The 25,274-nt window shown below is 68.2% G+C and carries 19 protein-coding genes, 1 tRNA gene and 1 pseudogene; 11 read left to right on the top strand and 10 right to left on the bottom strand.

The genetic code is table 11. The features are described from left to right. Window positions 1–413 precede the first annotated feature (413 nt). Window positions 414–2,270: a hypothetical protein gene (locus tag FB559_RS19020; RefSeq protein ID WP_141956872.1), complete on the bottom strand. Its 1,857-nt coding sequence runs from the start codon at window positions 2,268–2,270 to the stop codon at window positions 414–416. A 219-nt stretch (window positions 2,271–2,489) separates the two neighbouring features. Beyond that, window positions 2,490–2,762 (bottom strand): WXG100 family type VII secretion target, encoded by a 273-nt coding sequence (locus FB559_RS19015; RefSeq protein WP_141956871.1) that lies wholly within the window; start codon window positions 2,760–2,762, stop codon window positions 2,490–2,492. Window positions 2,763–3,826: 1,064 nt separating this feature from the next. On the opposite strand from FB559_RS19015, the gene FB559_RS19010 reads away from it, so the two are divergent. The 3 genes from FB559_RS19010 (at window position 3,827) to FB559_RS43965 (ending at window position 8,004) form a co-directional block, all read left to right on the top strand. After that, window positions 3,827–5,575 (top strand): acetyl/propionyl/methylcrotonyl-CoA carboxylase subunit alpha, encoded by a 1,749-nt coding sequence (locus tag FB559_RS19010; RefSeq protein WP_141956870.1) that lies wholly within the window; start codon window positions 3,827–3,829, stop codon window positions 5,573–5,575. A 755-nt stretch (window positions 5,576–6,330) separates the two neighbouring features. Further along, on the top strand, window positions 6,331–7,650 hold the full coding sequence (locus tag FB559_RS43970) for a hypothetical protein (protein ID WP_185792289.1): 1,320 nt from the start codon (window positions 6,331–6,333) through the stop codon (window positions 7,648–7,650). A gap of 12 nt (window positions 7,651–7,662) precedes the next feature. Next, window positions 7,663–8,004, top strand: a complete 342-nt coding sequence (locus tag FB559_RS43965) for a DUF5313 family protein (protein WP_185792600.1) — start codon at window positions 7,663–7,665, stop codon at window positions 8,002–8,004. 24 nt (window positions 8,005–8,028) lie between these two features. On the opposite strand, the gene FB559_RS18995 is transcribed toward FB559_RS43965, so the two are convergent. Continuing rightward, on the bottom strand, window positions 8,029–8,937 hold the full coding sequence (locus tag FB559_RS18995) for an alpha/beta fold hydrolase (protein ID WP_221640077.1): 909 nt from the start codon (window positions 8,935–8,937) through the stop codon (window positions 8,029–8,031). A 60-nt stretch (window positions 8,938–8,997) separates the two neighbouring features. Between FB559_RS18995 and FB559_RS18990 the strand changes: the two genes are divergently transcribed. Beyond that, on the top strand, window positions 8,998–9,537 hold the full coding sequence (locus FB559_RS18990; RefSeq protein ID WP_141956868.1) for a helix-turn-helix domain-containing protein: 540 nt from the start codon (window positions 8,998–9,000) through the stop codon (window positions 9,535–9,537). A gap of 232 nt (window positions 9,538–9,769) precedes the next feature. Here the strand turns inward: FB559_RS18990 and FB559_RS18985 are convergent. Both FB559_RS18985 and FB559_RS18980 read right to left on the bottom strand, forming a co-directional pair. After that, window positions 9,770–10,656: pseudogene (locus tag FB559_RS18985) on the bottom strand (IS5 family transposase). 49 nt (window positions 10,657–10,705) lie between these two features. Then, window positions 10,706–12,091 (bottom strand): NAD(P)H-quinone dehydrogenase, encoded by a 1,386-nt coding sequence (locus FB559_RS18980; protein WP_141956867.1) that lies wholly within the window; start codon window positions 12,089–12,091, stop codon window positions 10,706–10,708. A 70-nt stretch (window positions 12,092–12,161) separates the two neighbouring features. On the opposite strand from FB559_RS18980, the gene FB559_RS18975 reads away from it, so the two are divergent. The 6 genes from FB559_RS18975 to FB559_RS18950 all read left to right on the top strand — a co-directional run bounded on the left by FB559_RS18975 (window position 12,162) and on the right by FB559_RS18950 (window position 17,229). Then, window positions 12,162–12,614, top strand: a complete 453-nt coding sequence (locus tag FB559_RS18975; RefSeq protein ID WP_141956866.1) for a gamma-glutamylcyclotransferase family protein — start codon at window positions 12,162–12,164, stop codon at window positions 12,612–12,614. A 35-nt stretch (window positions 12,615–12,649) separates the two neighbouring features. Further along, window positions 12,650–13,450 (top strand): purine-nucleoside phosphorylase, encoded by an 801-nt coding sequence (locus FB559_RS18970; RefSeq protein WP_141956865.1) that lies wholly within the window; start codon window positions 12,650–12,652, stop codon window positions 13,448–13,450. Window positions 13,451–13,460: 10 nt separating this feature from the next. Further along, the gene (locus FB559_RS18965) at window positions 13,461–15,086 is read left to right on the top strand and encodes a phospho-sugar mutase (RefSeq protein ID WP_141956864.1); all 1,626 of its coding nucleotides are present in this window, start codon (window positions 13,461–13,463) and stop codon (window positions 15,084–15,086) included. A 105-nt stretch (window positions 15,087–15,191) separates the two neighbouring features. Then, window positions 15,192–16,421 carry a sensor histidine kinase gene (locus FB559_RS18960; RefSeq protein ID WP_141956863.1) on the top strand — a complete coding sequence of 410 codons (1,230 nt, stop codon included), beginning with the start codon at window positions 15,192–15,194 and terminating at the stop codon, window positions 16,419–16,421. Window positions 16,422–16,488: 67 nt separating this feature from the next. Next, window positions 16,489–17,130 carry a response regulator gene (locus FB559_RS18955; protein WP_141956862.1) on the top strand — a complete coding sequence of 214 codons (642 nt, stop codon included), beginning with the start codon at window positions 16,489–16,491 and terminating at the stop codon, window positions 17,128–17,130. Between the two features lie 23 nt (window positions 17,131–17,153). Then, a tRNA-Gly gene (locus tag FB559_RS18950) sits at window positions 17,154–17,229 on the top strand. A 14-nt stretch (window positions 17,230–17,243) separates the two neighbouring features. Here the strand turns inward: FB559_RS18950 and FB559_RS18945 are convergent. The 4 genes from FB559_RS18945 to FB559_RS18930 form a co-directional block, all read right to left on the bottom strand. After that, window positions 17,244–17,855: a PH domain-containing protein gene (locus FB559_RS18945; protein ID WP_185792287.1), complete on the bottom strand. Its 612-nt coding sequence runs from the start codon at window positions 17,853–17,855 to the stop codon at window positions 17,244–17,246. Continuing rightward, a complete protein-coding gene (locus tag FB559_RS18940) occupies window positions 17,852–18,958 on the bottom strand; it encodes an adenosine deaminase (protein WP_141956860.1) in 1,107 nt (368 codons plus the stop codon). Before FB559_RS18940 ends, FB559_RS18945 begins: the two co-directional genes overlap by 4 nt. Before the next feature lie 33 nt (window positions 18,959–18,991). After that, complete coding sequence (locus FB559_RS18935; protein WP_246121732.1) at window positions 18,992–21,034, bottom strand: Xaa-Pro dipeptidyl-peptidase; 2,043 nt, start codon at window positions 21,032–21,034, stop codon at window positions 18,992–18,994. Between the two features lie 768 nt (window positions 21,035–21,802). Further along, a complete protein-coding gene (locus FB559_RS18930; RefSeq protein WP_141956859.1) occupies window positions 21,803–22,390 on the bottom strand; it encodes a TetR/AcrR family transcriptional regulator in 588 nt (195 codons plus the stop codon). Between the two features lie 99 nt (window positions 22,391–22,489). Here FB559_RS18930 and FB559_RS18925 point away from each other — a divergent pair, with 99 nt between their 5' ends. Further along, on the top strand, window positions 22,490–23,929 hold the full coding sequence (locus FB559_RS18925; protein WP_141956858.1) for an FAD-dependent monooxygenase: 1,440 nt from the start codon (window positions 22,490–22,492) through the stop codon (window positions 23,927–23,929). Between the two features lie 66 nt (window positions 23,930–23,995). On the opposite strand, the gene FB559_RS18920 is transcribed toward FB559_RS18925, so the two are convergent. Next, entirely contained in the window at window positions 23,996–25,273 is a 1,278-nt protein-coding gene (locus tag FB559_RS18920; protein WP_141961778.1) for a thymidine phosphorylase, read from the bottom strand. Between the last annotated feature and the right edge of the window lies 1 nt (window position 25,274).

Raw genomic sequence — 25,274 nt, 5'->3', positions numbered from 1 at the left:
TCACTGCCATCTTTCTTTAGTCGGAAATCCAGATCACTAGCACCCGGTTCGACAATCCATCCGGACGGCACGAGCGTACGCTGGATATCATGAAGGTAGTCTACGCTTGAAGCCTTTTCGTCGTAAAACAAGACCGAACTCTGAACAAGATAATTAACGCCATTACTCCCACACGGGAGATATCCCGCAATTGCGGCACCACTCCACATAGTGCGCGGCAACTTGTTACGGAAGTCCTGAAATTGCAGTTGTACCGACCTTCGGCTTGCGTCAGCGAGCTCACGCTGCTTCTTCTCTGACCCCTCACCTCCTCTACAGCTTACCGCCGCAACCAGGGAAAGAAGCGCGAGACCTCCCGAAACCGCCAGGGAGCCCCGGGCCTTCGAGAGCCTAAGCATGCTCATACGGTCACCTTAATTCCCACCAGGGAGCCCTCGCTCTCGATTCACAAACCTCTCCGTTGCGCGAATTACAGCAGGATCTTTCAACCACTCATTATAAGCAAGTAGAGCTTTCGGATCTTGCGTAATTTTGTCCAGGGGCATGACATGCCCACTTTCGTCAGTAAACTTAGCCCCGAAATTCTTCTCAAATTTGCGAGGATCACCCTGCCAGGGCAGACCCCCCTGGTGCGCGTTCGCCAAACGCTGTTCCCAAACGTCTGCCGCATTTCCTTGCCAGGAATCCCGTCCTCCGAATTGCGGCCTATCTTGGAGCTGATCAACCTTACCGGGCTTATCGTCACCGAATAGAAAGTCGAGCCCCTTGCTCGCAACCAGGCTAGCAGTGCTCGTCGCCCAATCGATATCCGCTCCCGGATTCAACTTTTCGATGCCCTTATCGGCGAGCCATTTCGTCGCATCCTTAACCGAGCCTTTTACGTCGCCATTAAACTTATCCCTAGCATCACTTCCCTGCTTCGCAATATCGCTTGAAACGTCACTGTAGGTACCATGAAGGAAATCTCTCATGGCGGCAATCGACTGACCCTCCCAATTCTCCGGGGTCGCACCTATCGGCGTTTCAGAGACCGCCTTACGACGAGCGTCCTCCAGCCACTTCCTATGCTTGATCAGAATGTCTGCAGCAGCTTGCGGATCGTGCATTGTCTCATTAAGGAAAGGTTTCCAGGCATCTTCCGAGACTTCAATTCCTTTGCGAAACGGATTGTCAATAGCACCCGCTTCTTTTACAGGTGAGGACACGGAATACACTAGATCATCCCAATACTCCTTCGCCATGTCGGCGTACGCCAGCCTTATTGGACTGGTGGTGTGATCACCGGGGTGATTCTTCCAATAATAGATAGTCTGACCAGCATTGAACTCCGCAAGCCATCGATCTACTTTCCTGCCGTCGATAGTCGCCGCCCTTACGACACCCGCAAATGCATTGGCGACGCCGCCACTCAGCCCTGGGCCGTGGATGCTGACGTAATGCTGCACTGCAAGAAAATGATCATGATAGAACTCTGTTGATGCACGCGGGTTTTTGGCCAAAGCCTGCCAAATCTTCTGCGACGGACCAGGTTTGATATTTCCGGCCACGACATGAACACCGAGCAGCTTGAGCCAATCTTTGTCGAAGTTCCCATATTCCAAGAAAGGCGCGAGGGCCGCCGGTCCGTCACTGGCCGCGATCGCCGGGCTCGATGACAGCTGATTTAGCCACTTGTCATCTATGTGAATTCTATGGCTAGCCGTCGCCAACGATCTTCCTACTGCTTCCCGTGCGCTCTTCGGGTCGACCGAACTATTGTCCCCCATTTGGCCGATAGCAAGACTCAACGCGCGGATTCCGGAGGGCCCCAGCCTTCGATAAAAGGCTTCAGCATAGTCAGGATCCAGAGAGTTGATTTTAAGTCGCCTGAGGACATCCCCGATATCGTGCTCACTCTTCAGAGTTGAGAGCGCATCGTCAGCGTCCGCCTTGCCTGCCCGTTTAGCCTCGCCTGAATCCTTGAAACCATCGAGGACTCCAGCGCCAGCACTGACCATCGGGACCGAGCTTTGGAGATCAAACTTCTCCACTCCGGCTTGCTCCGCAAGACTCTGCCTACGGCGCAGCATAGGAATTTGGTCGTTAGCCCACTTGAGGACACTCTCAATCTGAGCGATATGACTGGTCGAGATACCGTAGCGTGAAAATGAGTTTTTCAAGCTGGATATCTGCGGATAGCCACTTTCCACCTTCGACTGCAGATCGGCGATGAATTCACTCAGAGCTGCGGGCGCGATCCCTACAGCTTTCGGATCTCGGCGAGATGTCATACGGCTACACTCTCAGTACTAGTCCAAAATAATAAGCTTAGACAACTAACCACTGGGCGCAATAGCAAGGTTAGAATGTTAACAACAAGCACCTTCAGCGACTAGTGTTCGGAATCTCATATGGACCCGCTTGATATTTTTCGCCCTCTTCGGTGATAAGAAACACGATGCCGAGCCGGGTCACGGCCCTCTGTCCAAGAGCCGTGACCCGGCACGACTTTAGCTGGTCGCGCGTTCGATGTTCTGTGCGGACTTCTTGACGTCCTGGCCGCCCTCTTCCAGGGCGTGGGCCATCTTGTCGAAGGACCCCTTGGCCTCCTGCCATGCCTGGCGGAAACGTTCCGCGCCGGGGCCCCACCAGTCGTTCTGGCTGTTGACGGTCTTGCCGTTCAGGTCACGGATGATCTGGTCGAGGTTCTTCGAGTGCTTACTGAACATCGTTGACAGGTCGTGCAGAGCGCCAAGATTTCCGCCGCGCTTGTCTCCGGACATTGTCTTTCCCTTCTTCGAGAACCTATTGAATGAAGCATGGCATTAGCTGAGCTCGTCCCTGACCTCTATAAACGGTGGAGTCCTCCGAACCGGAAGCATGATTCGGTGCCTTTCCGATCGGACGGCGGGTGACGAGCTCGGGTTCCACCTAGCTCATCCGCAGTCACCGAACGCCCGAGCACGCGACCTCCTCTTCGAGGCGGATACGGCCGGAGCGCTGATGTCGTCTTCTTCCCTCGCGCTGGTCTACTTCTCCTTCGGAGTGGACTCTGGTCGGCCGTGTTCGACCGAACGGGCAGCGACGGTGCGTGACGGATGCTGCATGTGTGAACGGCTGTTCGATCCGGTCGCCGGCATCTCCGACCAGCGAGCGAGTGAGGACGCCAGGTCGCGACGGGCTCCCCGTCCCCGCGGGGGGACGCGGGTAAGGGGAGCGTCATCTCGGGAACGGCCGTTCGCGCACAAGACCACTTGTTCGTGCTCCGAACCGAAATGGGCTTCAGTGCACGAACGCGGCATGGCGAGTGGTGCGGGAGGCGCCGTATCGAACATAGAGACTCAGCCTAACGAACTTTCGCCGCAGCTTTCCAGATCGCGCTGCAAATTAACCATCCGACCAGGCGTTGGTGACAGGTTCTTGACTGTCCGGTTCCGGACAGTCTCTCGAGAAGAGCAGCCACGTACCCGCGTGTCTCGCATAACCGGCATGCGCGATGGAAGACCAAAAGAGGCAAATTATGCATGCCGCCGTCCGAAATAGATGATCAATGATTCTGTTCCCTCTCGCGGCCCCTCATCGGCACCGCACATCCTGGGATCGCACCTACTCGCCGGCCGGCAGGAGCCTGGGACACCTTCCATCGCAGGGGTGCGCGGGCCGTTGGCGTCTAAGACCCACGTGCGGTGACCGAACGAGACGACCTCGCCGACCCCACGACGCACCCGATGAGCACCGACGCGAGCCGGACGTCGCGGTGGGCGAAGCCGACAACTCGGCGGGCATTGGTGAGGGGCATGACCGGCTTGCCTAGACTCTGTGCGATCGGCAAGAGCGAGGAGTCGTCGTGCGTAAGGTCATGATTGCCAACCGGGGTGAGATCGCGGTGCGGATCGCGCGTGCCTGTAAGGACGCTGGGATCGGCAGTGTTGCCGTCTACTCCGAGCCTGACCTCGACGGATTGCACGTTCAGGTCGCCGACGAGGCGTACGCGCTCGGGGGGCAGAGTGCGGCTGAGAGCTACCTCGACATCGGCAAGCTTCTCGGCGTCGCCAAAGAGAGTGGTGCCGACGCCGTGCATCCCGGCTACGGGTTCCTCGCTGAGAACGCCGGGTTCGCCCAAGCCGTCATCGACGCCGGGCTCACCTGGATCGGGCCTCCGCCCAGTGCGATCGAGGCGCTCGGGGACAAGGTGCAGGCGCGGCATATCGCGCAGAAGGTCGGGGCTCCCCTCGTCGCCGGTACCAAGGATCCGGTCAACGACGCCGGCGAGGTCGTGGAGTTCGCTAGAGAGCACGGCCTGCCGATCGCGATCAAGGCGGCGTTCGGCGGGGGTGGGCGGGGGCTGAAGGTCGCCCGCACGCTCGAAGAAGTGCCTGACCACTACGAGTCCGCCGTACGCGAGGCGGTCGGCGCGTTCGGGCGTGGGGAGTGCTTCGTCGAGCGGTACCTCGACAAGCCGCGCCACGTCGAGACCCAGTGTCTCGCCGACAAGGACGGCAACGTCGTCGTCGTCTCCACCCGCGACTGCTCACTGCAGCGCCGCCACCAGAAGCTCGTCGAAGAGGCGCCCGCTCCGTTTCTGACCACAGAACAGAGAGACCTCCTCTACAACAGCTCCAAGGCCATCCTCAAAGAGGCCGGGTACGTCGGCGCCGGCACCTGTGAGTTCCTCGTCGGCCAGGACGGCACGATCTCCTTCCTCGAGGTCAACACCCGCCTGCAGGTCGAGCACCCGGTGAGCGAGGAGGTCGCCGGGGTCGACCTCGTACGCGAGCAGTTCCGGATCGCGGACGGCGAGACGATCGGCTACGACGACCCTGAGCTGCGCGGGCACTCCTTCGAGTTCCGGATCAACGCCGAGGACGCCGGGCGTAACTTCCTGCCGGCGCCCGGGACCGTACGGAAGTGGAGCCCGCCCACCGGGCCCGGGGTGCGGCTCGACACCGGGTTCGAGCAGGGCATGACGGTTCCTCAGATGTACGACTCGATGATCGCCAAGCTCGTCGTCACCGGCGCGGACCGGACGCAGGCTCTGCAGCGGGCGCGGCGGGCGCTCGCCGAGTTCGAGATCGAGGGCATGCCCACCGTCATCGCGTTCCATCGGACGGTGGTCGAGGATCCGGCGTTCACCGACGAGCCGTTCCGTGTGCACACGCGGTGGATCGAGACCGAGTTCGACAACCGCATCGCGCCGTACGAGGGAGTGGCCGAGGGCGACGAGCCCGGCGAGCGGGAGAAGGTCACGGTCGAGGTCGGTGGCAAGCGCATCGAGGTCGTGCTCCCCGCGGGGCTGGGCGGCGGCGCCCCGGCCGCGGCGGCGTCCGCTCCGGCCAAGCGGAGGGGCGGGCAGAAGGCCGGCGCCCGCGAGATCGGTGGTGACGCCCTGGTCAGCCCCATGCAGGGCACCATCGTCAAGGTCGTGGCCGAGGACGGCGCCACCGTGGCGGCGGGCGACCCGATCGTCGTGCTGGAGGCGATGAAGATGGAGCAGCCGCTTACCGCGCACAAGGCCGGTACGGTCAGCGGGCTTTCCGCCGAGGTCGGCCAGACCGTCTCCAGCGGCGCGGTGATCTGTGAGATCAAGGAAGGCTGAGCGTCTCTAGCTCGTGAGCCTGGGCGAGGCGCTGGTGGGCGCCGGCGGCCGGCTGCGGGACGCGCCCGACGCCTACAGCGCGGCCGGGAAGGCCCTCGACGCGGCCCGTAGGGTGCCGGACCTGGCCGAGGTATCAGGGCCCTGTCTCAAAGTCCCGCTTTGCCGTGTGGCGCCGCCTGGGTGACGCCTGGGGTTATCCACAGAACCCCGCTCTGCTTTCGCCCGTCGTTGTTCTGGCTGGACAATGAGAGTGGGATGGCAACCCCCGGGTGGGTGGGCTCCAGGTGGGTGGGCTCCAGGTGGGTGGGCTCCAGACGGGAGGGCTCCAGACGGGAGGGCTCCAGACGGAGCGGGGCCCAGACCGAGGACTTCGGATGAGGCCTTAGTCCTGATCGACATGGGCCGCGGCGCGTCGGAGGCGGCCCGTAACGGGCGAGGGCTCACCCCTGCTGGTTCAAACCCACTGCACGGGGACGGCACGGTGGCAAGCGGCCGGCGGTACGCGCCTGCCCCGCGTACGCCCCGGCCGTGAGGGCCCGGGAGACCCCTGACCTGCTTCGAGAAGGGGCCACTCCGTACTACGAGGTCGATCCTGAGCGTAGCGTGTGGGCTACAACGGGCTACGGTCAGTTCAGGGGGGACCTCGTGCAGCAGTGCTACGCAACGATCTCCATCGCTCCTGATCGGAACAAACCAGGCGAGCTTTTCGTCCGTCGTAGTAAAACAAAGGTAAAACTGATCACTATGAAGGCGTCATGAAGATTCGCCGTATAACGATTCCCGCCGTACTGGCCGCGATCATCGCCGTGTTCCTGGGGTTCGCGTCCCCGGCCGGCGCCGACTCGTTCGACAAGGTGGTGCAGGGGCTGAAGTCCCAGCGCTTCTACCTGTCTCAGGACTCCGGCGCCAAGTTGTCCTCCGGGGACCAGCAGGCCGTGGTCAGCACGCTCAAGGACGACAAGTCCACGATCCGGATCGCGATCGTCAAGACCGAGCGTGTGAACTCCAGCGGCCTGACCCAGCTCGACCGCGCGCTGGGCCGGAAGGGCAGCCTGATCCTGCTCGACGCCCAGGGCTCCAAGGTGATCGCCGGATCCCACGACGGCCTGGACAGCAGCAAGATCAACGAGCTGGTCGCGCAGGCGCGCGGGCAGTCCTCCGACCTCAAGAGTCTGCTGCTCAACCTCGACCAGCAGTTCGACAAGGCCGTCCAGGACAAGAAGTCGAGCAGCGCCGCGGGCACGACCGTCGTCCTGGTCATCCTCGTCCTGCTCGTCGCCGGCGGTGTCGGCGCGATCATCTTCGTCTCCCGGCGCCGCAAGCGGCGCAAGGCGCAGGAGATGGCCGAGCTGAAGGACAGCGTGTACGAGGACGTCACTCGCCTGGGCGAGGACATCTCCGCGCTCAACCTCAACGTCATGGACCCCAGCCTCGACCCGCAGGCCAAAGAGGACTACGAGAAGGCCCTGGGCTCCTATGACCAGGCCAAGACCGCGGTCGACACGGCTCAGCGGCCCGAGGACATGCGCAAGGTCACCACGGCGCTGGAGGACGGTCGTTACTTCATGACCGCGGTACGCGCGCGGGTCGACGGCGAGCCGGTGCCCGAGCGGCGCGCTCCCTGCTTCTTCAACCCCCAGCACGGCCCGTCCGTGCAGGACGTCTCCTGGGCTCCTCCCGGCGGCGCACCGCGTTCAGTCCCCGCGTGCGCGGCCGACACGCAGCGTGTGCTGTCCGGCCAGGACCCCGACGCGCGGCTCGTCTCGGTCGGCGGTTACCAGCGGCCGTACTGGGACGCGGGACCGATGTACGCCCCGTACGCCGGTGGGTACTACTCCGGCTTCGGCGGCGGTGACATGCTGAGCGGCATCCTGATCGGCACCGCACTCGGCTCGATGTTCGGTGGCGGTTTCGGCGGCGGCTTCGGTGGTTTCGGCGGCGGATACGGCGGCTACGACGGAGGAGGCAACGACGGTGGCGGAGGCGACAGCGGCTTCGACATCGGAGGCGGCGACTTCGGCGGCTTCGACGGTGGAGACTTCGGTGGCGGTGACTTCGGCGGGGGCGACTGGTAAGCGGGGTTCCCGCTGACCCGGCTGCCCGGGGATCCGGGACCCCTGCGGCGTATCCGGTACGCCGCTGGGTTCCGGCTGCCGGAAGAACACCGCAGCTGGGTACAGCACGACCTGACCGACGCGGGGTGGCGTGGCCGCATACTGGCCCGCCACCTCGCGCTCATGGTCCCGCTGTGCGTCCTGCTCGGCCTGCTGCCCGCCGAGTGGGGCATCCGTGTGGCCGTCGCCGTACTGGCCCTGCTGGGCAGCACGTTCGTCGTGGTGATCAACTTCAGTGACATCCGCCAGGCCCGGCTACGCCAGCACGGCCTCCCTGTCCCCGACGATCCGCAGCGCGGCCACCCGCCCCACTGAACTTGTCCACAGCCCGTGGATGAGTCAGTGTCGAGCGGTGACGAGGAGCTCGGTGATGGCCTGGAGTACGGCGTCGGGGCGTTCCTCGTGGGCCCAGCCGTGACCGGCGTCCTCGAGGACGCGGTGCTCGCCACGCGGCACCGAGGCCGCCAGCTCCGCGTGCAGGGCGCGCTTGCCGTCATTGATCTCGCGCAGGAGCTCCTCGGGCCACAGGTGCGCCTGGGTGGCGTCGTGGCCCATCGCGGACAGGACGATCAGGGGCACGTCGGGGAGCTCGGGGGCGTTCCGGAGCTCGCCGGCGACCTCGTCGTAGAGATTGCGGCCCTCGTACCAGCCGGTCCGCCAGGCGGCCAGGTGGTATTCGACGAGCGGCCGGCGTACGCGCTCCGGCCACGTCTTGAAGTGCTCTTCGACAGGGCCTCGTGAGGCCTCGATCTGCTCCTCGGTCGCCTCCGGAAGCTCCTGGTTCTTCATCTGCTCCAGCATCTCCAGCACCTGCCGCGGGGCGCGGGCGGCCATGTCCTCGTGGAAGGGGTCCAGCAGGAGCAGCCCGGCCACCTCGCCGGGGAAACGCTGGGCGAAGTGGCGCGCGTAGGCGCCTCCCAGAGAGTGACCGGCCAGCACGTACGGGGCAGGTACGCCAGCGGTGCGCAGCAGGTCGTGCAGCTCGCCGGTGACCTCGGCCGCGGTACGGGGCAGGTCGGCGGGCTCGCTCCAGCCGGTGCCCGCCCGGTCGTACAGCACGCTCGTGGTCAGCTCGGCGACTCGCTCGTGGATGTTCACGTAGTCGAGGCCGACGAGGGCCGACCCTGGCAGGAACACCACCGCCGGGCCTCCCTGACCGGAGCGGTGCAGCATCAGGCGCCGCCCACCGGCCTCGTACAGGCGGCCCAGCGGTGGGGCGACGGCGGCGGTGGGTGATCGGTCGGGCATGGTCCACCTCTCTATCTTTCTCAAGTTTGAGAAAGGTATCAAGTGTGAGATCGTGCGTCCATGGACACGGTGGACCTGCTCCTGCATCCGGTGCGGCTCCGCATCGTGCACGCCATGTCCGGCGGGCGGGCGCTCACCACCGCGCAGCTCTGCGAACTGCTGCCCGACGTCTCCAAGGCCACGGTGTACCGCCACGTCGGCCTGCTGGCCGAGGGTGGTCTGCTCGAGGTGGACGGCGAACACCGGGTGCGCGGGGCCGTCGAACGCCGGTACCGGCTGCGTCGGGCACGAGCCGTGATCGACGCAGAGACGGCCGCGTCGGTATCCGTGGAGGATCACCGCCGGGTGTTCGCCCTGGCCATGGCCGTCCTGCTGGCCGAGTTCAACGCCTACCTCGACCGGGACCAGGCCGACCCCGCGGCCGACAACGTGGGCTACCGGCAGCACGCCCTCTGGCTCAGCCCGGACGAGCTGGTCGAGATGATCGGCGAGCTGCGCGCCGTGATCGTGCCCCGCATGAGGAACGGACCCTCACCGGAACGCACGCGGCACCTGCTCAGCCCGATCATGTTCCCGGCCGAGGAACCGCCCGGCCAGTAGTGCTACTGCTGCCTGTCTCGAAGTCCTCGGTCTGGGGTCCCGCCCCGCTCTGGAGCCGCCCAGTCCTGGAGCCGCCCAGTCCTGGAGCCCACCCGCCCGGGGGTGCCATCCCACTCTCATTGTCCAGTGGGATCAGCGGCGGGCGAAAGTAGAGCGGGATTCTGTGGATAACGCCACCCCGGCGCCACCCAGGCGGCGCCGCACGACAACAGCATGACTTCGGGACAAGTCCCTAGGGCCTGTTTTGTGGATCTTGGTTGAGCCACAAGATGAGGCTGGCGATGGTCACCACACTCCGATAATGAGCGGCGAGTTTTTCGTAGCGGGTGGCGAGTCCGCGGAAGCGTTTGAGGTGGCCGAAGCAGCGTTCGACGACGTTGCGGCGCCGGTAGATCTCCTTGTCGAAGCCGCAGCGGCGCCAACCACGCCGGGCGCGCACGGCGAGTTGGTCACGGCGTTCGGGGATGGTGTGCGGGATCCGGCGCAGGCGCAGGTAGAGGCGGATCTTGTTGGTGGAATAGCCCTTGTCGGCGATGAGGTGGATCGGCCGGACGCGCGGCCGCCCCGCGTGGGTGCGGGGGATCCGGATCGCTTCGATGACCTGGATCAGGCGGGTGCAGTCGTTGATGTTGCCGCCCGTGATCACGAACGCCAGCGGCAGGCCGCGTCCGTCACAGGCCAGGTGGACCTTGGTGGTCAGCCCGCCGCGGGATCGTCCGAGCGCCCGGTCCGTTTGGTGATCTTGCTGCCCGTTCGTCCCGGCAGGGTCCCCTTTTTGCGGGCGCCTGCGGAATGCTGATGAGCGCGCACGATGGTGGAGTCCACGCACACACCCGTCATGTCCACCTCACCGATCGCATCATCGCGGATCTGGACGTGTTCGAGCAGGCGGTTCCAGGTGCCATCGGCTGACCAGCGGCTGAACCGTTGATAGACCGTCTGCCAGGGCCCATACCGTTCCGGGATGTCCCGCCAATCGGCGCCCGTGCGGATCTTCCACACGATTCCGTTGACCACCTGCCGGTGATCCCGCCACCGCCCGCCCTGACGCGGATGAGCAGGCAACAACGGCTCGATCCGCGCCCACGCGGCATCACTCAACTCATGACGACGCACCATGACACGCCATCAACCCACACTCACCGACCAAGATCCACAAAACAAGTCCCTAGTAGGCCGAGTCCTGCATCAGACGGCGGGCCGCCTCGGTGATGCTGCCCGAGACCGAGGGATAGACGGCGAACGTGTGGGCGACCTGGTCGACGGTCAGGTGTTGCTGGACCGCCATGGACAGGCCGAGGATCAGCTCGCTCGCCCGCGGGGCGACGATCACGCCGCCGAGCACGATGCCCGTCGCCGGGCGGCAGAACAGCTTCACGAAGCCGTCGAGGAAGCCCTGCATCTTGGCGCGCGGGTTGGTCGAGAGCGGCAGCTTGACGATCCGCGCCGGCACCTCGCCCGAGTCGATCTGTGCCTGGGTGACGCCGACCGCGGCGACCTCCGGGTCGGTGAAGATGTTCGCGGACACCCAGCCCTGCTTCAGCGGCTGTACGGCCTCGCCGAGGGCGTGCCACATGGCGATCCGGCCCTGCATGGCGGCGACCGAGGCGAGCATCAGGATGCCGGTGCAGTCGCCCGCCGCGTACACGTGCGCCGCCGACGTGCGCGAGACCTTGTCCACGCGTACGAAGCCGCGCTCGTCCAGGACGACGCCGGCCTCCTCCAGGCCGAGGCCCTGGGTGTTGGGCACCATGCCGACGGTCATCAGGCAGTGCGACCCCTCGACCTTGCGGCCGTCCGTCAGCGTCACCTCGACGCCGTCGGCGGTCCGGCGTACACCGGCCGCACGCGAGCGGGCCAGCAGCTCCATGCCGCGGCGCTGGAAGACGTCCTCGAGCACGTGGGCCGCGTCCTCGTCCTCGTTGGGCAGGACGTGGTCGCGCGAGGACACCAGAGTGACCCGTGAGCCCAGGGCGAGGTACGCGCCGGCGAACTCCGCGCCGGTCACGCCGGAGCCCACCACGATCAGGTGCTCGGGCAGCTCGGACAGGTCGTACAACTGGCGCCAGGTGAGGATCCGCTCGCCGTCGGGCTCGGAGCCGGGCAGCTCGCGCGGCGTCGCGCCGGTGGCGATGAGGATGATGTCGGCCCGGATGCGCTCGTCGCCGACGGCCACGATCTGGGGGTCGACGAAGCGCGCGGAGCCATGGACGATCCGGACGCCCTCGCCGGCGACGCGCTTCTCGATGTCGCCGGACTGCGCCCAGGCGAGTTCCTTCACCCGTTTGTTCACGAGCGGGAGATCGACCTCGATGCCGCCGACGACACCGTCGCCGCCGCCGGAGAACCGGACTCCCAGTGAGGCCGACTCCGACAGGGTGGCCATGCGGGTCGAGGTCGCGATGAGTGTCTTGGAGGGGACGCAGTCGGTCAGCACGCAAGCGCCTCCGGGGCCGTCGCGTTCGACGACGGTCACGTCGGCGCCCAGCTGTGCGGCGACGAGGGCGGCTTCGTAGCCGCCGGGGCCCCCTCCGATGATGGCGATGCGTGTCACATCCTTCATTCTCCCGCACTCCGGGAGTTAACGTGCCGCCGCGCCCGTACAGGCCGTACGCTGGGCGACCGTGGCCTTGTATGCGGCGTACGCCTCCAACATGGATCCCGACCAGATGGCGCGGCGGGCTCCGCACTCGCCCCTGCGCACCACCGGCTGGCTGCAGGACTGGCGGCTGACGTTCGGCGGCGAGAACGTCGGGTTCGAAGGAGCCCTGGCCACCGTCGCCGAGGACTCCGGCGAGCACGTCTTCGTCTCGCTCTACGACGTGCCGGATCTCGACGAGCAGGCGCTGGACGAGTGGGAGGGCGCGGCCCTCGGGGTCTACCGCAAGACCCGCGTACGTATCGCCACCCTCGACGGTGACGTCCTCGCCTGGCTCTACGTCCTCGACGCTTACGAGGGCGGCCTGCCCTCCGCGCGTTACCTGGGCATCCTCGCCGACGCGGCGGAGAAGGCCGGAGCGCCCGACGACTACGTCAAGGATCTGCGCACCCGGCCCTGCCGCTCGCTCGGCGACTGATCGAAACCGGTCAGAGCTGGGTAATCTTGGCGCCTGTGAGCAACGACGCCTACGATCTCGCCCATTGGGCAGCCGACGGGCTGCGCCGGCACACCACGACCGAAACCTTCGACGTCGCCCTGGTCATGGGCTCGGGGTGGGTGCCTGCCGCGGACGCGCTGGGCACGCCCGACCTGGACCTCGGCATGACCGAGCTGCCCGGGTTCGCACCGCCGGCCGTACCCGGCCACCAGGGACGGATCCGCGTCCTCGATGTCGGCTCGAAGCGCGTACTGATCTTCCTGGGCCGTACCCACCTGTACGAGGGGCACGGCCCCGCGTCCGTCGTGCACGGCGTCCGTACGGCTCTGGCGGCGGGCGTCCAGACCGTCGTGCTCACCAACGCGGCGGGTGGCACCCGGCCGGAGACACAGCAGGTCGGCGACCCGGTCCTCATCTCGGACCACCTCAACCTCACCGGCCACAACCCCATCATCGGCCCGACCTTCGTGGACCTGACCGACGCGTACTCCCCGGCCCTGCGTGCCCTCGCCAAGGAGATCGACCCGACGCTCGCCGAGGGTGTGTACGCGGCGCTGCCCGGCCCGTCGTACGAGACCCCGGCCGAGATCCGGATGCTGCGGACGCTCGGCGCGGACCTGGTCGGCATGTCGACCGTGCCGGAGACGATCGCGGCGCGTGAGGGCGGCGCCGACGTACTGGGTATCTCCCTCGTGACGAACATCGCCGCCGGGCTCGCCGGCAAGCCCCTGGACCACCAGGAGGTGCTGGCCGCCGGCCGCGATGCCGCGGCGCGCATGGGCGAGCTGCTCGGCAAGCTCGTGAAGGGCCTGTGAGGGAGGCGCGGTGAGCGACAGGGCGCGGGCCGACGCGTGGCTGGAGCAGGACCCGGATCCGGAGACGCGCGCCGAGCTGGCGGCGCTTCTCGATGATCCGGAGGCCCTGGCCGACCGCTTCGGGGCGAAGCTGGAGTTCGGCACGGCGGGTCTGCGCGGTGAGCTCGGCGCGGGGCCGAACCGCATGAACCGCGTCACGGTGATGCGCGCCGCAGCGGGCCTGGCCTCCGTCCTGGCCTCGCGCGACGACCTCGCGGCGCCGCCTTCCGTGGTGATCGGCTACGACGCGCGGCACAAGTCCGACGTGTTCGCCCAGGACTCCGCGGCGATACTCGGCGGAGCCGGCATCACCGTGCACCTGATGCCCCGGCCACTGCCGACACCGGTCCTCGCGTACGCCGTCCGCCACCTCGGGTGTTCCGCCGGGATCATGGTGACGGCCAGCCACAACCCGCCGCGTGACAACGGGTACAAGGTCTACTGGGAGGACGGCGCGCAGATCATCCCGCCGCTCGACGAGGAGATCTCGACGGCGATCGACGCGGTCGGCCGGGTGGACGAGCTGCCGCGGGGCGACGACTGGCGCATGCTGGACGACGGGATCGTCGAGTCCTACCTGCGTTCGCTCGCGCGGCTGCCCCTCGGGACGCACCGCGACGTGACGATCGCCTACACGCCGCTCCACGGCGTCGGCGGCGCGGTGTTGCGGCGGGCGTTCGAATGGTGCGGGTTCCCGGTGCCGGACGTCGTGGCCGAGCAGGCCGAGCCGGACCCGGACTTCCCGACCGTCTCCTTTCCGAACCCCGAGGAGCCCGGCGCCATGGACCTGGCGCTCGCCCTCGGCAAGAACCGCGACCTGGTGATCGCGAACGACCCCGACGCGGACCGGTGCGCGGTCGCGGCCGGCGGGCGGATGCTGACCGGAGACGAGGTCGGCGGGTTGCTCGCCGAACACGTCCTGCGGCACACCGACGGGGCAGACCGGCTGGTCGCCACCACGATCGTGTCCTCGTCCCTGCTGGGCAAGATCGCGGCGGAGTACGGCGTGCGGTACGCCGAGACGCTCACCGGCTTCAAATGGATCATGAAGGGCGGCTCTGACCGGGACCGGCTGGTCTATGGGTACGAGGAGGCGCTCGGCTACTGCGTCGGCGGCGACGAGGGCGTGCCCGTACACGACAAGGACGGCATCGGCGCGGCGCTCACGGTGGCCGGGCTGGCCGCCGAGGCCAAGGCCGAGGGCCGTACGCTGCTGGACCTGCTGGAGGACCAGGCGCGGCGGTACGGCCTGCACGCGACCGCGCAGGTGTCGGTACGGGTGGACGACCTGTCGCTGATCTCGGACGCGATGGCACGGCTGCGGGAGGCCCCGCCGGCGGAGCTGGCCGGGCACGCGGTGACCGAGGCCGACGATCTGGCCACCGGTTTCGACGGCCTGCCGCCGTCGGACGTCCTGCGCTATCGCCTGTCCGGCGGCGGGCGCGTCGTCGTACGCCCGTCCGGCACCGAGCCCAAGCTCAAGGCGTACCTGGAGGTCGTCGTTCCGGTGACCGGCTCCACCGAGGAGGCTCAGGCGACGGCCACCGGCGAGCTGGCCGCCCTGCGGGAGTCCGTCGCCGACGCCCTGGGGCTCTGACGCCCGCCGTACGCCTTCCCGCCCAGGTGACCGCGACCGACGGCTAGCCGGCGTCGACTTTGGTCGCTATGCGGCACCCAGGCGGCCCGCATACCGTGGTGGACCATGAGCGGTATCGCGGCCCCCCGGCCCGACCATCCATCGCTGCTGCCGGCGCTGCTGGCCGCGGACGCCCCCGAGGACCGGATTCGCCGCTCGGGGCGCGACTGGGCGATCGACGTGCTGTGCTTCGTGCTGGCGGCCGGTTCCGGCGTGTTCATGCTCTACGTCACCAGCCATCCGCCCCACTCGATGCCCCACCCACCACGGCCCCCGGACGTCATCCTCGGGTCGGCGGCGTGCCTCCTGCTCTGGGTACGCCGCCGCTGGCCGGTGCCGCTCGCGCTCGCCCTCGCCGTCACCGGGCTCTTCTCGGTGACGTCCATCGGGGCGGCCGCCATTCTGGTCTTCACGGTCGCGGTCCACCGGCCGTTCCGTACGGTGGCGCTCGTCGCCGTGGCACACGTCGGCAGCAGCGCGGTCTACACGGCGATCTATCCCGACCCGACCCAGTCGTACTGGGTCTCGATGACCTGGACCGTCGTCCTGATCGGCGCGGTCGTCGCGTGGGGCATGTTCGTACGCGCGCGGCGGCAGCTGGTCCTCTCGCTGCGCGACCGGGCGGTACGCGCCGAGTCCGAGCAGCAGTTGCGCGTGGAGCAGGCGCGGCACCAGGAGCGGGCCCGGATCGCGCGGGAGATGCACGACGTGCTGGCACACCGGATCTCGCTGCTGAGCGTGCACGCGGGCGCGCTGGAGTTCCGTCCCGACGCTCCGCCGGTGGAGATCGCGCAGGCGGCCGGCGTCATCCGGGCCAGCGCGCACCAAGCGCTGCAGGACCTGCGGGAGGTGATCGGCGTGCTCCGCGACGACGCGGGCGACGGGGCGCCCGAGCGCCCGCAGCCCAGCCTGACCGACCTTCCCGCACTGATCGACGAGTCCCGCCGGGCCGGTATGGCGGTGAGATGGGACAACCAGGTCGACGACGACTCCATCGTCCCGGCCAACATCGGCCGCAGCGCCTACCGTACGGTCCAGGAGGGGCTGACCAACGCGCGTAAGCACGCGCCGGGAGCCGCCGTGCGGGTGATGGTGGGCGGCTCGGCCGGCTCCGGCCTCACTGTCGAGGTGCGAAACTCGCTGGTGAAGACCGCACCGGAGATCCCCGGTGCGGGCGCCGGACTCATCGGCCTCACCGAACGCGCGATGCTGGCCGGCGGCCGGCTGGAGCACGGCCGTACCCTCCAGGGCGACTTCCGCGTTCACGCGTGGCTTCCGTGGCCCGAGGCGACGTGAGGACCGGACCCGCGGCGGCCTGATCCGGCCGGAGCGCGACCACACGGCGCCGGTTAGTCTGAGCGGCGTGACCATCCGCGTGCTGATCGTCGATGACGATGCTCTGGTCCGTACGGGGTTGTCGATGATGCTGGCCGGAGCCGAGGATCTGCGGATCGTCGCCGAGGCCGATGACGGTGACAAGGTCGGCGCGCTGGTGGCCGAGCACACGCCGGACGTGGTGCTGATGGACATCCGGATGCCACGGATGGACGGGCTGGCCGCGACCGAGCAGATCCGGGGGCGCGACGGCGCACCCGAGATCATCATCCTCACCACGTTCGACGCGGACGAGCACGTCGTACGGGCGCTGCGCGCGGGCGCGGGCGGGTTCCTGCTCAAGGACACTCCGCCGGCCGAGATCATCAACGCCATCCGCCGGGTGGCGGCCGGGGAGCCGATCCTGTCCCCCAGCGTCACCCGCCGACTGATCGCGCAGGTCACAGAGGTGCACCGCAGTCCCGCGCGCGAGCTCCTGGGCCGGCTCAGCGACCGCGAGCGCGAAGTGGTCATCGCCATCGGGCAGGGCAAGTCCAACGCCCAGATCGGCACCGAGCTGTACATGAGCGTCGCGACGGTCAAGGCACACGTCTCGCGGCTGCTCACCAAGCTCGGCCTCAACAACCGTGTTCAGGTCGCCCTGCTCGCCCATGACGCCGGTCTCGTCTGAAGTCCGGTATTCTGGCGCGTAATGCGGACGTGGCTCAGCTGGTAGAGCATCACCTTGCCAAGGTGAGGGTCGCGGGTTCGAATCCCGTCGTCCGCTCCAGTCTTGTCCGGCTTTCAGGCCACCGCGATGGCGATCGTCACCACGACCAGCAGGCCCGGCACCACCAGCGCCAGAACCGCCGGCCAGAACCACGTCACGGCCGCCTCGGCGACGCCGTCCTTCGAACGGTGCCGTCCGGCCATCTCACGCAGCTGCTCGACCGTGAAGTCGGTCGCGGTACGGCCCCTCATGTACGCCGCGACGGCCTCGGGCAGCTTTTTCTCCTCGCGCCGGGCCTTCATCTCCGACCTGGCACGCGCGCGGGGCGACGTCTGCAGGATGAAGGCACGGAACCTGCGGTCGCCGACGTGCGCGTACACGGCGTCGCCGCCCTCGAAGCGCGTCACGGCCTCCCACGGCAGCCGTACGTCGCGCAACAGGTTGTGGAACGACACGGCCTCGTCGTCGGCGACGATGCGCGGCCGCAGCGCGACGGCGTACGCGATGCCGGTGCCCAGCAGCATCAGGGCCGCGGCGATCGCCGAGGCCATGTCACGGCCCCGCCAGATCAGGTCGACGAAGTTGAGGGCGGCGAACACCATCCACGCCCAGCCCGCGAAGCGCAGGACTCCCGAACGGAAGACGCGTGCGCCCGGCGGCGTCTTGCGGAACACCGCGGCGGTCATGGGTGGGACCTCCATTTCAGCTGGGCGAAGCCCGGCTTGATGACACCGTTGATGAGCTCCAGCCTTTCGTCGAAGCCGAGGAAGGCCGACTTCATGGCGTTGACCGTGAACCACTGCAGGTCGTCCCAGCCGTAGTCGAACGCCTCGACCAGCTTGGCGAACTCCTCCGACAGCGTGGTGCCGCTCATCAGCCGGTTGTCGGTGTTGACGGTGACGCGGAAGTAGAGACGGCGCAGCAGCCCGATCGGGTGCGCGGCGATCGACTTGGCCGCGCCGGTCTGGACGTTGGAGCTCGGGCACATCTCCAGCGGGATGCGCTTGTCGCGTACGTACGCGGCGAGCCGGCCCAGCTGGGGCTCCTCGCCGTCGCGGTCCGTGATGTCGTCGATGATCCGTACGCCGTGACCGAGCCGGTCGGCGCCGCACCACTGGATGGCCTGCCAGATCGACGGCAGCCCGAACGCCTCACCCGCGTGGATCGTGAAGTGGGAGTTCTCGCGCTGGAGGTACTCGAAGGCGTCCAGGTGCCGGGTGGGCGGGTAGCCCGCCTCCGCGCCGGCGATGTCGAAGCCGACCACCCCGGCGTCGCGGTAGCGGACCGCGAGCTCGGCGATCTCCATGCTCCGAGCCTGGTGGCGCATCGCGGTCAGCAGGGTGCCGACCCGGATGCCGTGGTCACGGCCGGCGTCCGCGAAGCCCCTGAGCACGGCCTCGACGACCTGCTCCAGGGTGAGCGCGCGCGAGCCGTCGCCGGGGGTGCCCCGGGTGTGCTGCTCGGGGGCGTAGCGGACCTCGGCGTACACGACGCCGTCGTTCGCGAGATCCTCGGCGCACTCGTACGCGACGCGGGTCAGCGCCTCCTCGGTCTGCATGACGCCGACCGTGTGGTCGAACGTCTCGAGGTAGCGCTCCAGCGATCCCGAGTCGGACGCCTCCGCGAACCAGGTGCGCAGGTTGTCCGGGTCGGTCGTGGGCAGCCGGTCATAGCCGCTCGCGCGGGCGAGTTCGGCGATGGTCGCCGGGCGCAGCCCCCCGTCAAGGTGATCGTGCAACAGCACCTTGGGGGCCCGCCGGATGTCATCGAGCACAGGCCGGTTCGTCACGCCTCGCACATTACCCGCCAGGGGTCATTGCCATCATCCGCCGGCGAGGGGCAGGCTGAGGGCGCTTCCGGCGTCGACCGACACCTTCGTACCCGCCGGATAACGCAGCGTGTAGTCGTGGTCGGTCGCCATGATCACCAGGCCGATCCGGTGGCCCGGCTTGAAGACGTAGTCGTAGGGGACCATCGGCCAGCCGAACCCGTACGTGCTGCCGGGGGTGACCGCCTCGGTCCGCGCCTGCGAACGGCGGTTGCGCGTGTCCAGCCAGCCGCGCGTGACGATCTGGTACGGCGTCCGCTTGGTGACGTACTGCCTCACCGGCCGGCACCCCTGGTCGCCCGGGATGCCGTCGCCGTAGCACCACCGCCTGCCCGTCGGGACGAAGCCGGCGAACCGGGTGTCCGTGCCGTAGTCGACGAGCATCGCCGACAGGTACGGCGACCGGCCGTCCACCCTGGCCCGGAGGTTCACCTCGGGGGTGCCGCTGAGCCGCATCGGCTTGGTGAGGGCGGGTGTCAGGTAGATCAGGCGGTTCGGGTCGGCGTGGTCCGGGTCGGCGCTGAGCTGCTCGGCCGTACGGGAGGGCGCGTCCGTGAATCCCTGGCTTGTCGTCAGTTCTTTGCCGCCCAGGGTGCCCGGCTGCGCGCCGCCGAGACGCATCGTGACCGTACGCGCGGCCGGGTCCGGCCAGTCCGCGGCGGTGGTCCACTGCCCCGGCGCGCGTTCCAGGTCGACCTTGGGCTCGGACATGATGCCGTTCGGGATGCCGTAGAGCCAGTACGCGAACCAGCGGTTGAGGGTGTCGAGCCAGACCTGGCCGCGTACGTCGATGGGGTCGTCGTGCTGGGCCTGGTGGATCCACAGCTTGCGGGGCACCCCGGCACGGCCGAGCGCCTTCCACAGGTTGAGGAACTGGTTCGGCTTGACGTTCCAGTCGTTCAGGCCGCCGGTCACGAAGACACTGGCACGGAAGCGCCCGGCGTCCTTGGCGAAGTTGCGCTCGTCCCAGAAGCGGTTGTAGTCGCCGCTGACCCGGTCCATCTCCTGCTCGATCCGGTGTATCGCGGGGGCGCAGACCGCCGGGTTCCTGCGGGTCAGCACGACCTTGGCGTGCAGGTCGGCGTCCTCGCCCTCGTAGCCGCCGGGGGCGATGACGCCGCCGTCGCCGCGGTAGTAGTCGTACCAGCTCGCGACGCCCGACACCGACACGACCGTCTTGAGCCCGTCGACGCCGGTGGCCGCCGTCGCCAGCGGCAGCGTGCCGTCGTAGGACTTGCCCGCCATGGCGACGTTGTGGGTGGACCAGCCGGCGGCGACCGGCCTGCCGTCTGCGGCGTACGCCTTGGCCCGGCCGGTCAGCCACTGGATGACGGCCTTCATCGCGGTGGTCTCATCCGGGCTGACGGCGCCGGGGCAGCCGGTGGAGTCACCGGTGCCGAGCGTGCTGGCGGCCAGGACCGCGTAGCCCCGGGAGACGAAGTAGTTGTCGTAGTAGACGCGGGTGTAGTCGGGCGGCCTCCAGGGACCGCGCGAGGGCGACCAGGGCGCGAGCCGCGGGCGGTCGGTGACGTCGGCCGGGTGGTAGGGCGTGTCGACGGTGCCGCCGAAGTACGGGCTCGCCTCCAGGATCGAGGCGACCTTGAGCCCTGAGGAGGTCTCCTTGGGCCGGATGACGTACACCGCCACCCGGTCGTGCCTGCCGTCATGGTCACTGTCGACGGGCGCGTCGACATAGACCGTCTCGCGGATGGCGTCCTGGTAGGAGAACGAGCGCTGCGTCATCCCGTCCTTGACGACGACGCGCGGGTCGGCGGTGGCCGGTAGCGGGGTAGCCAGTGGGGCGCCGTGCTGCGAGGCGAGTGCGGGTGGGGCCGTGGCGGGTGGGGCGCCGTGCTGGGGGGCATCTGCGGGTAGGGCGGCGGCCGGTGGCGCTGTGGCGGGTCGCACGTTCGCGGTGGCGGGTCGCACGGTGGTGGGTCGCGCGGCAGATGGCGGCGCGGCGGCCGGTAGGCCGGCGGCCTGTGGGGCGAGCAGCCCTAGGGTCACCATGGCCACCGACAGGCCTGGCAGTCGCATCGCCACTCCTTACACTCACCGCGCTGGACCGTGGCAAGTTATCCACAGCCTGTGGAACACCCTTGTGGCCAAACCCGCAGGCCACGAGGATAGGAGTGGGATAGTCCCCCCTGGGCGGGCGGGGAGTGCCTCCCTCCCGCGGCATGACGGGTCGATCAAGTGTCGCTTTCGGGGGTCGAGTTATGGAGTCAAGGAGCTTGCTGAGTTCGGTCAGGTGATGCAAATTCTGCGGCGAAGCCCCTGGTCCCATGAGTGATCGTGCCCGCTCGGGGGCGAGCGCATTCGTCGGGTGGGGGATCGATCGGTGGCTTGGGTGTTCGCGTTGGTGGTCGGCCCGGACGGCGAGTCGTCCCGGTAGGTCGGCGGCGGTGGCGTTGTGCCGAGGCAGGTCGACCTGCCTCGGCGCCTACGACCTGGGATAGGCGTGACAGGCCAGGTTCCAGCGCTTTCACGGCGTTCTGCGTGTACGGCGGGATCCGACGCTCCGCCCTGCCGGGCCATGAGCAGCGGTACGGCGCTGGCGCCCAGCGAGGCATCTCCGAGGACACTCCGCACGAATTCTCAACGAAATACTCACGCTCTGCGGCGGCCCACAGAATCGAATAGACACGTACCAACTAGCCGATTACGCCCACTGTGACGCGACCCAGCACGGACGCTAACCGCCTCGACAAAAAGGAGCTTGGCCATCTACCACGTCTCCTGCGAATTCGATGGGCGAGGAGGCCGGAGAAATCCACAGCACCCACTCTGCCTCACGACGCCGGCTCACTCGATTGACGCGCCGTTAACGATGACATCGAAGGCCGCGTCCAGCGCCCGTCTCGGGTCAGCCGAGCGGATCGCGAAAGTGATTGCCTCCAGGACGAAATGGGCGGTGACCGCCGGGCGCAGGTCGTCGTCCCCCGCGCCGATCTCATCGCGGATGGCCGTGGCGAGGACGTTCTCGTGTCCCATCCAGGTCTTGTGCCAGTACTCGGACAGGTCGCGGTTCTCCAGCACGAGTGCGATGAAGCGCTTCGAGTCCGGGTCGTTCGCCGCCGCGGCCCGGTCGACCCGGTCGCGGGCGTATCCCCGTAGCGCGTCGAGGATGCCGGTGTCAGGCGTGCGGTCCACCACGGCTCTCGTCAGCTCCACCGCGATCTCATCCCCGAGATCGACGACGAGGGCCTCTTTCGTCGGGAAGTGGTTCAGCAGCGTGGTGGGAGACACATCGGCCGCGGCGGCGACGTCGCGCACCGTCACGTTCTCGTAGCCCCTCTCCAGGAACAGGCCCAGCGCGGCATCCGCGATGTGCGTGCGAGTGGCCGCCTTCTTCCGCTCCCGGCGACCGACCGGACCCTGCGCTACATCCATGGCCCGAGGCTACCATTTATGGTACCAGACCAACATTGATGCAGTATCAAACATGGTACGGTACCACCCAATGGTTCCGACAGCCGTCGAAGGAGTTCCATGGACGCCGATGTGATCATCGCGGGTGCCGGGCCGACCGGCCTGACGGTGGCGACCGAGCTGGCCCTGGCCGGTGTGCGGCCGATCGTCGTCGAGGCACTCGACGTACGTAGTGGGCAGAGCAAGGCGATGAACCTGCAGCCGCGCACCGCCGAGCTCTTCGACCTGCGCGGGCTGCTGCCGGACGCGGGCGAACACGCGATCGGCCGGATCGACGGGGGCCACTTCGCGGGCGTCTCCCTCGACTACACCGCGCTCGACACCCGGTACCCGTACCAGATGGGGGTCCTTCAGGCACGTGTCGAGGAGCTTCTGGAGGACCGGCTCGGGGGCCTCGGTGGCGACCTGCGCCGGGACTGGCGGCTGATCGGGTTCGAGCAGGACGACGAGGGCGTCACCGTTCACGGACCCGAGACGCTGCGGGCGCGCTGTCTGGTCGGGTGCGACGGCGGTCGCAGCACCGTACGCAAGCTGCTCGGAGTGGCGTTCCCCGGCACCGACGCCACGCGATGGAACACCGTCGCCGACGTCATCCTCGGCGCGGGCACGGCACGACCACCGGCCGGGTGGAGCTCGATGGGCCAGGCGCGGCGGCGCCGACCCGACGGGACCTTCGCCAGCGTCGTGCCGATCGGTGAGCCGGGCCTGTACCGGTTCGTCTATTCCGGTGGGGACGCCGACGAGCCCACGACGGCGGAGGTGACCGACCGGTTCCACCTGTTCTACGGCGACGAGTACGAGCTGGTCGACATCCCGTACGCCTCACGCTTCGGCAACGCGGCCCGCCAGGCCGAGAAGTATCGCGTGGGCCGCGTGTTCCTGGCCGGCGACGCCGCCCACGTCCACCTGCCGATCGGCGGCCAAGGACTGAACACCGGCGTCCAGGACGCGTTCAACCTGGGCTGGAAACTGGCCGCCGTCCTCACCGGCCAGGTCCCCGACGGCCTGCTCGACACCTACGAGACCGAAAGGCACCCCGTCGGCGCAAGCGTGCTGGCCAACGTCCGCGCACAGTCCGCCGTGCAGGGCCCCGACCCCGGCAACACAGCCTTGCACGACATCCTGACCACCTTGCTCGCCCTACCCGACGCCAACCGCGTCACGGCCGGCATGATCAGCGGTCTGGGCGTCGACTACGGTGGCCCCGGCCACGTCGGCACCCGCCTGCCCGACTTCCGGACCGGAACCGGCTGGGCGAGCGAGTTGTTCCACACCGGCCACGGCGTCCTGCTGGCCACCCGCGAGGACCACCTCGCTCCCGCCCTGCCCTACCACGGCCGGATCGTATCCGCCCTGGTAGACGCCCTGCCCTGGGACGACGTCGAAGCAGTGCTGGTCAGGCCGGACGGGTACGTGTGCGCGGCGGCACCCGGCGAGGACGTCAAGGGGCCACTGCGGGCCTGGTTCGGCGCCGCGGAGTGCTCGAGCGCAAACATCTGACGGCCGGGCCCGAGGCCACGATGCCCCTCGCGTACGGTGCGGCCCGGACCGACAGATACCGGCAGGTCACGCGATCCGGTCGATGATCAGTGGCAGCCGTTCCGGCTCGCCACCCACCTCGTACGCGCCCTCCAGTGCCTCCAAGGCGCGCTCGAACCGGTCCGCCGAGTCGGCGTGCAGTGTCAGCAGCGGCTGTCCCTCGCGTACCGTGTCGCCCGGCTTGGCGTGCAGGGTGATGCCGGCGGCATGCGAGACCGGGTCCTCTTTGCGTGCACGGCCGGCGCCCAGGCGCCAGGCGGCCACCCCCACGCCGTACGCGTCCAGGCGTGAGAGTACGCCCGACTCGGGTGCCAGGACGTCGTGCGACTCGTTCGGCGTGGGGAGCGCGGCGTCCGGGTCACCGCCCTGGGCGGTGATCATGAGCCGCCAGGCGTCCATCGCCGAGCCGTCGCGTAGCGCCTCGGCCGGGTCCTTGCCGCCGGTCAGGTCGGCGGCGGCCAGCATCTCGCGGGCCAGGGCGACGGTCAGCTCGACCACGTCGGAGGGCCCGCCTCCCGCGAGTACCTCCACGGACTCGGTCACCTCGACCGCGTTGCCCACGGCGCGGCCGAGCGGCGTGTCCATGGCGGTGAGGAGCGCGACCGTCCTGACCCCGTGGTCGGTGCCGATGCCGACCATGGTCCGGGCCAGTTCGCGGGCGTCGTCGGCGTTCTTCATGAACGCCCCCGAGCCCGCCTTGACGTCGAGCACCAGAGCACCCGTGCCCTCGGCGATCTTCTTGGACATGATCGAGCTGGCGATGAGCGGGATGGACTCGACGGTGCCGGTGACGTCGCGCAGCGCGTACAGCTTGCGGTCGGCCGGTGCCAGGCCCGAGCCGGCCGCGCACACGACCGCGCCCGCCTTGGCGAGGACGTCCAGCATCTCCTCGTTCGACAGCGAGGCGCGCCAGCCGGGGATGGACTCCAGCTTGTCGAGCGTGCCGCCGGTGTGGCCGAGGCCGCGTCCGGACAGTTGCGGCACCGCCGCGCCGCACGCGGCGACCGTCGGCGCCAATGGCAGCGTGATCTTGTCTCCGACCCCGCCCGTGGAGTGCTTGTCGGTCGTCGGCCGCGAGAGCCGGGACCAGTCCATCCGCTCGCCCGAGCGGATCATGGCGTCGGTCCAGCGCGCGACCTCGGCACGCGTCATCCCCCGGAGCAGGATCGCCATCGCCAGGGAGGCCATCTGCTCCTCGGCGATCGTGCCCTGGGTGTAAGCGTCGACCGCCCAGTCGATCTGTTCGGGGCTCAGCGAACCGCCGTCACGCTTGGTCCGGATGACGTCGACCGCGTCGAAGATCATG

This window comes from Actinoallomurus bryophytorum, assembly GCF_006716425.1.
Classification (GTDB): Bacteria; Actinomycetota; Actinomycetes; order Streptosporangiales; family Streptosporangiaceae; genus Actinoallomurus; species Actinoallomurus bryophytorum.
This window is presented reverse-complemented; position numbering and strand designations above follow the sequence as displayed.

Excerpts from the sequence above, each read along its gene's own strand:
- FB559_RS19020 (WP_141956872.1), bottom strand. The coding sequence starts at position 2,270 with ATGACATCTCGCCGAGATCCGAAAGCTGTAGGGATCGCGCCCGCAGCT.
- FB559_RS19015 (WP_141956871.1), bottom strand. The coding sequence starts at position 2,762 with ATGTCCGGAGACAAGCGCGGCGGAAATCTTGGCGCTCTGCACGACCTG.
- FB559_RS43970 (WP_185792289.1), top strand. The coding sequence starts at position 6,331 with ATGAAGATTCGCCGTATAACGATTCCCGCCGTACTGGCCGCGATCATC.
- FB559_RS18995 (WP_221640077.1), bottom strand. The coding sequence starts at position 8,937 with ATGCCCGACCGATCACCCACCGCCGCCGTCGCCCCACCGCTGGGCCGC.
- FB559_RS18990 (WP_141956868.1), top strand. The coding sequence starts at position 8,998 with ATGGACACGGTGGACCTGCTCCTGCATCCGGTGCGGCTCCGCATCGTG.
- FB559_RS18960 (WP_141956863.1), top strand. The coding sequence starts at position 15,192 with ATGAGCGGTATCGCGGCCCCCCGGCCCGACCATCCATCGCTGCTGCCG.
- FB559_RS18945 (WP_185792287.1), bottom strand. The coding sequence starts at position 17,855 with ATGACCGCCGCGGTGTTCCGCAAGACGCCGCCGGGCGCACGCGTCTTC.
- FB559_RS18935 (WP_246121732.1), bottom strand. The coding sequence starts at position 21,034 with ATGCGACTGCCAGGCCTGTCGGTGGCCATGGTGACCCTAGGGCTGCTC.
- FB559_RS18930 (WP_141956859.1), bottom strand. The coding sequence starts at position 22,390 with ATGGATGTAGCGCAGGGTCCGGTCGGTCGCCGGGAGCGGAAGAAGGCG.
- FB559_RS18925 (WP_141956858.1), top strand. The coding sequence starts at position 22,490 with ATGGACGCCGATGTGATCATCGCGGGTGCCGGGCCGACCGGCCTGACG.
- FB559_RS18920 (WP_141961778.1), bottom strand. The coding sequence starts at position 25,273 with ATGATCTTCGACGCGGTCGACGTCATCCGGACCAAGCGTGACGGCGGT.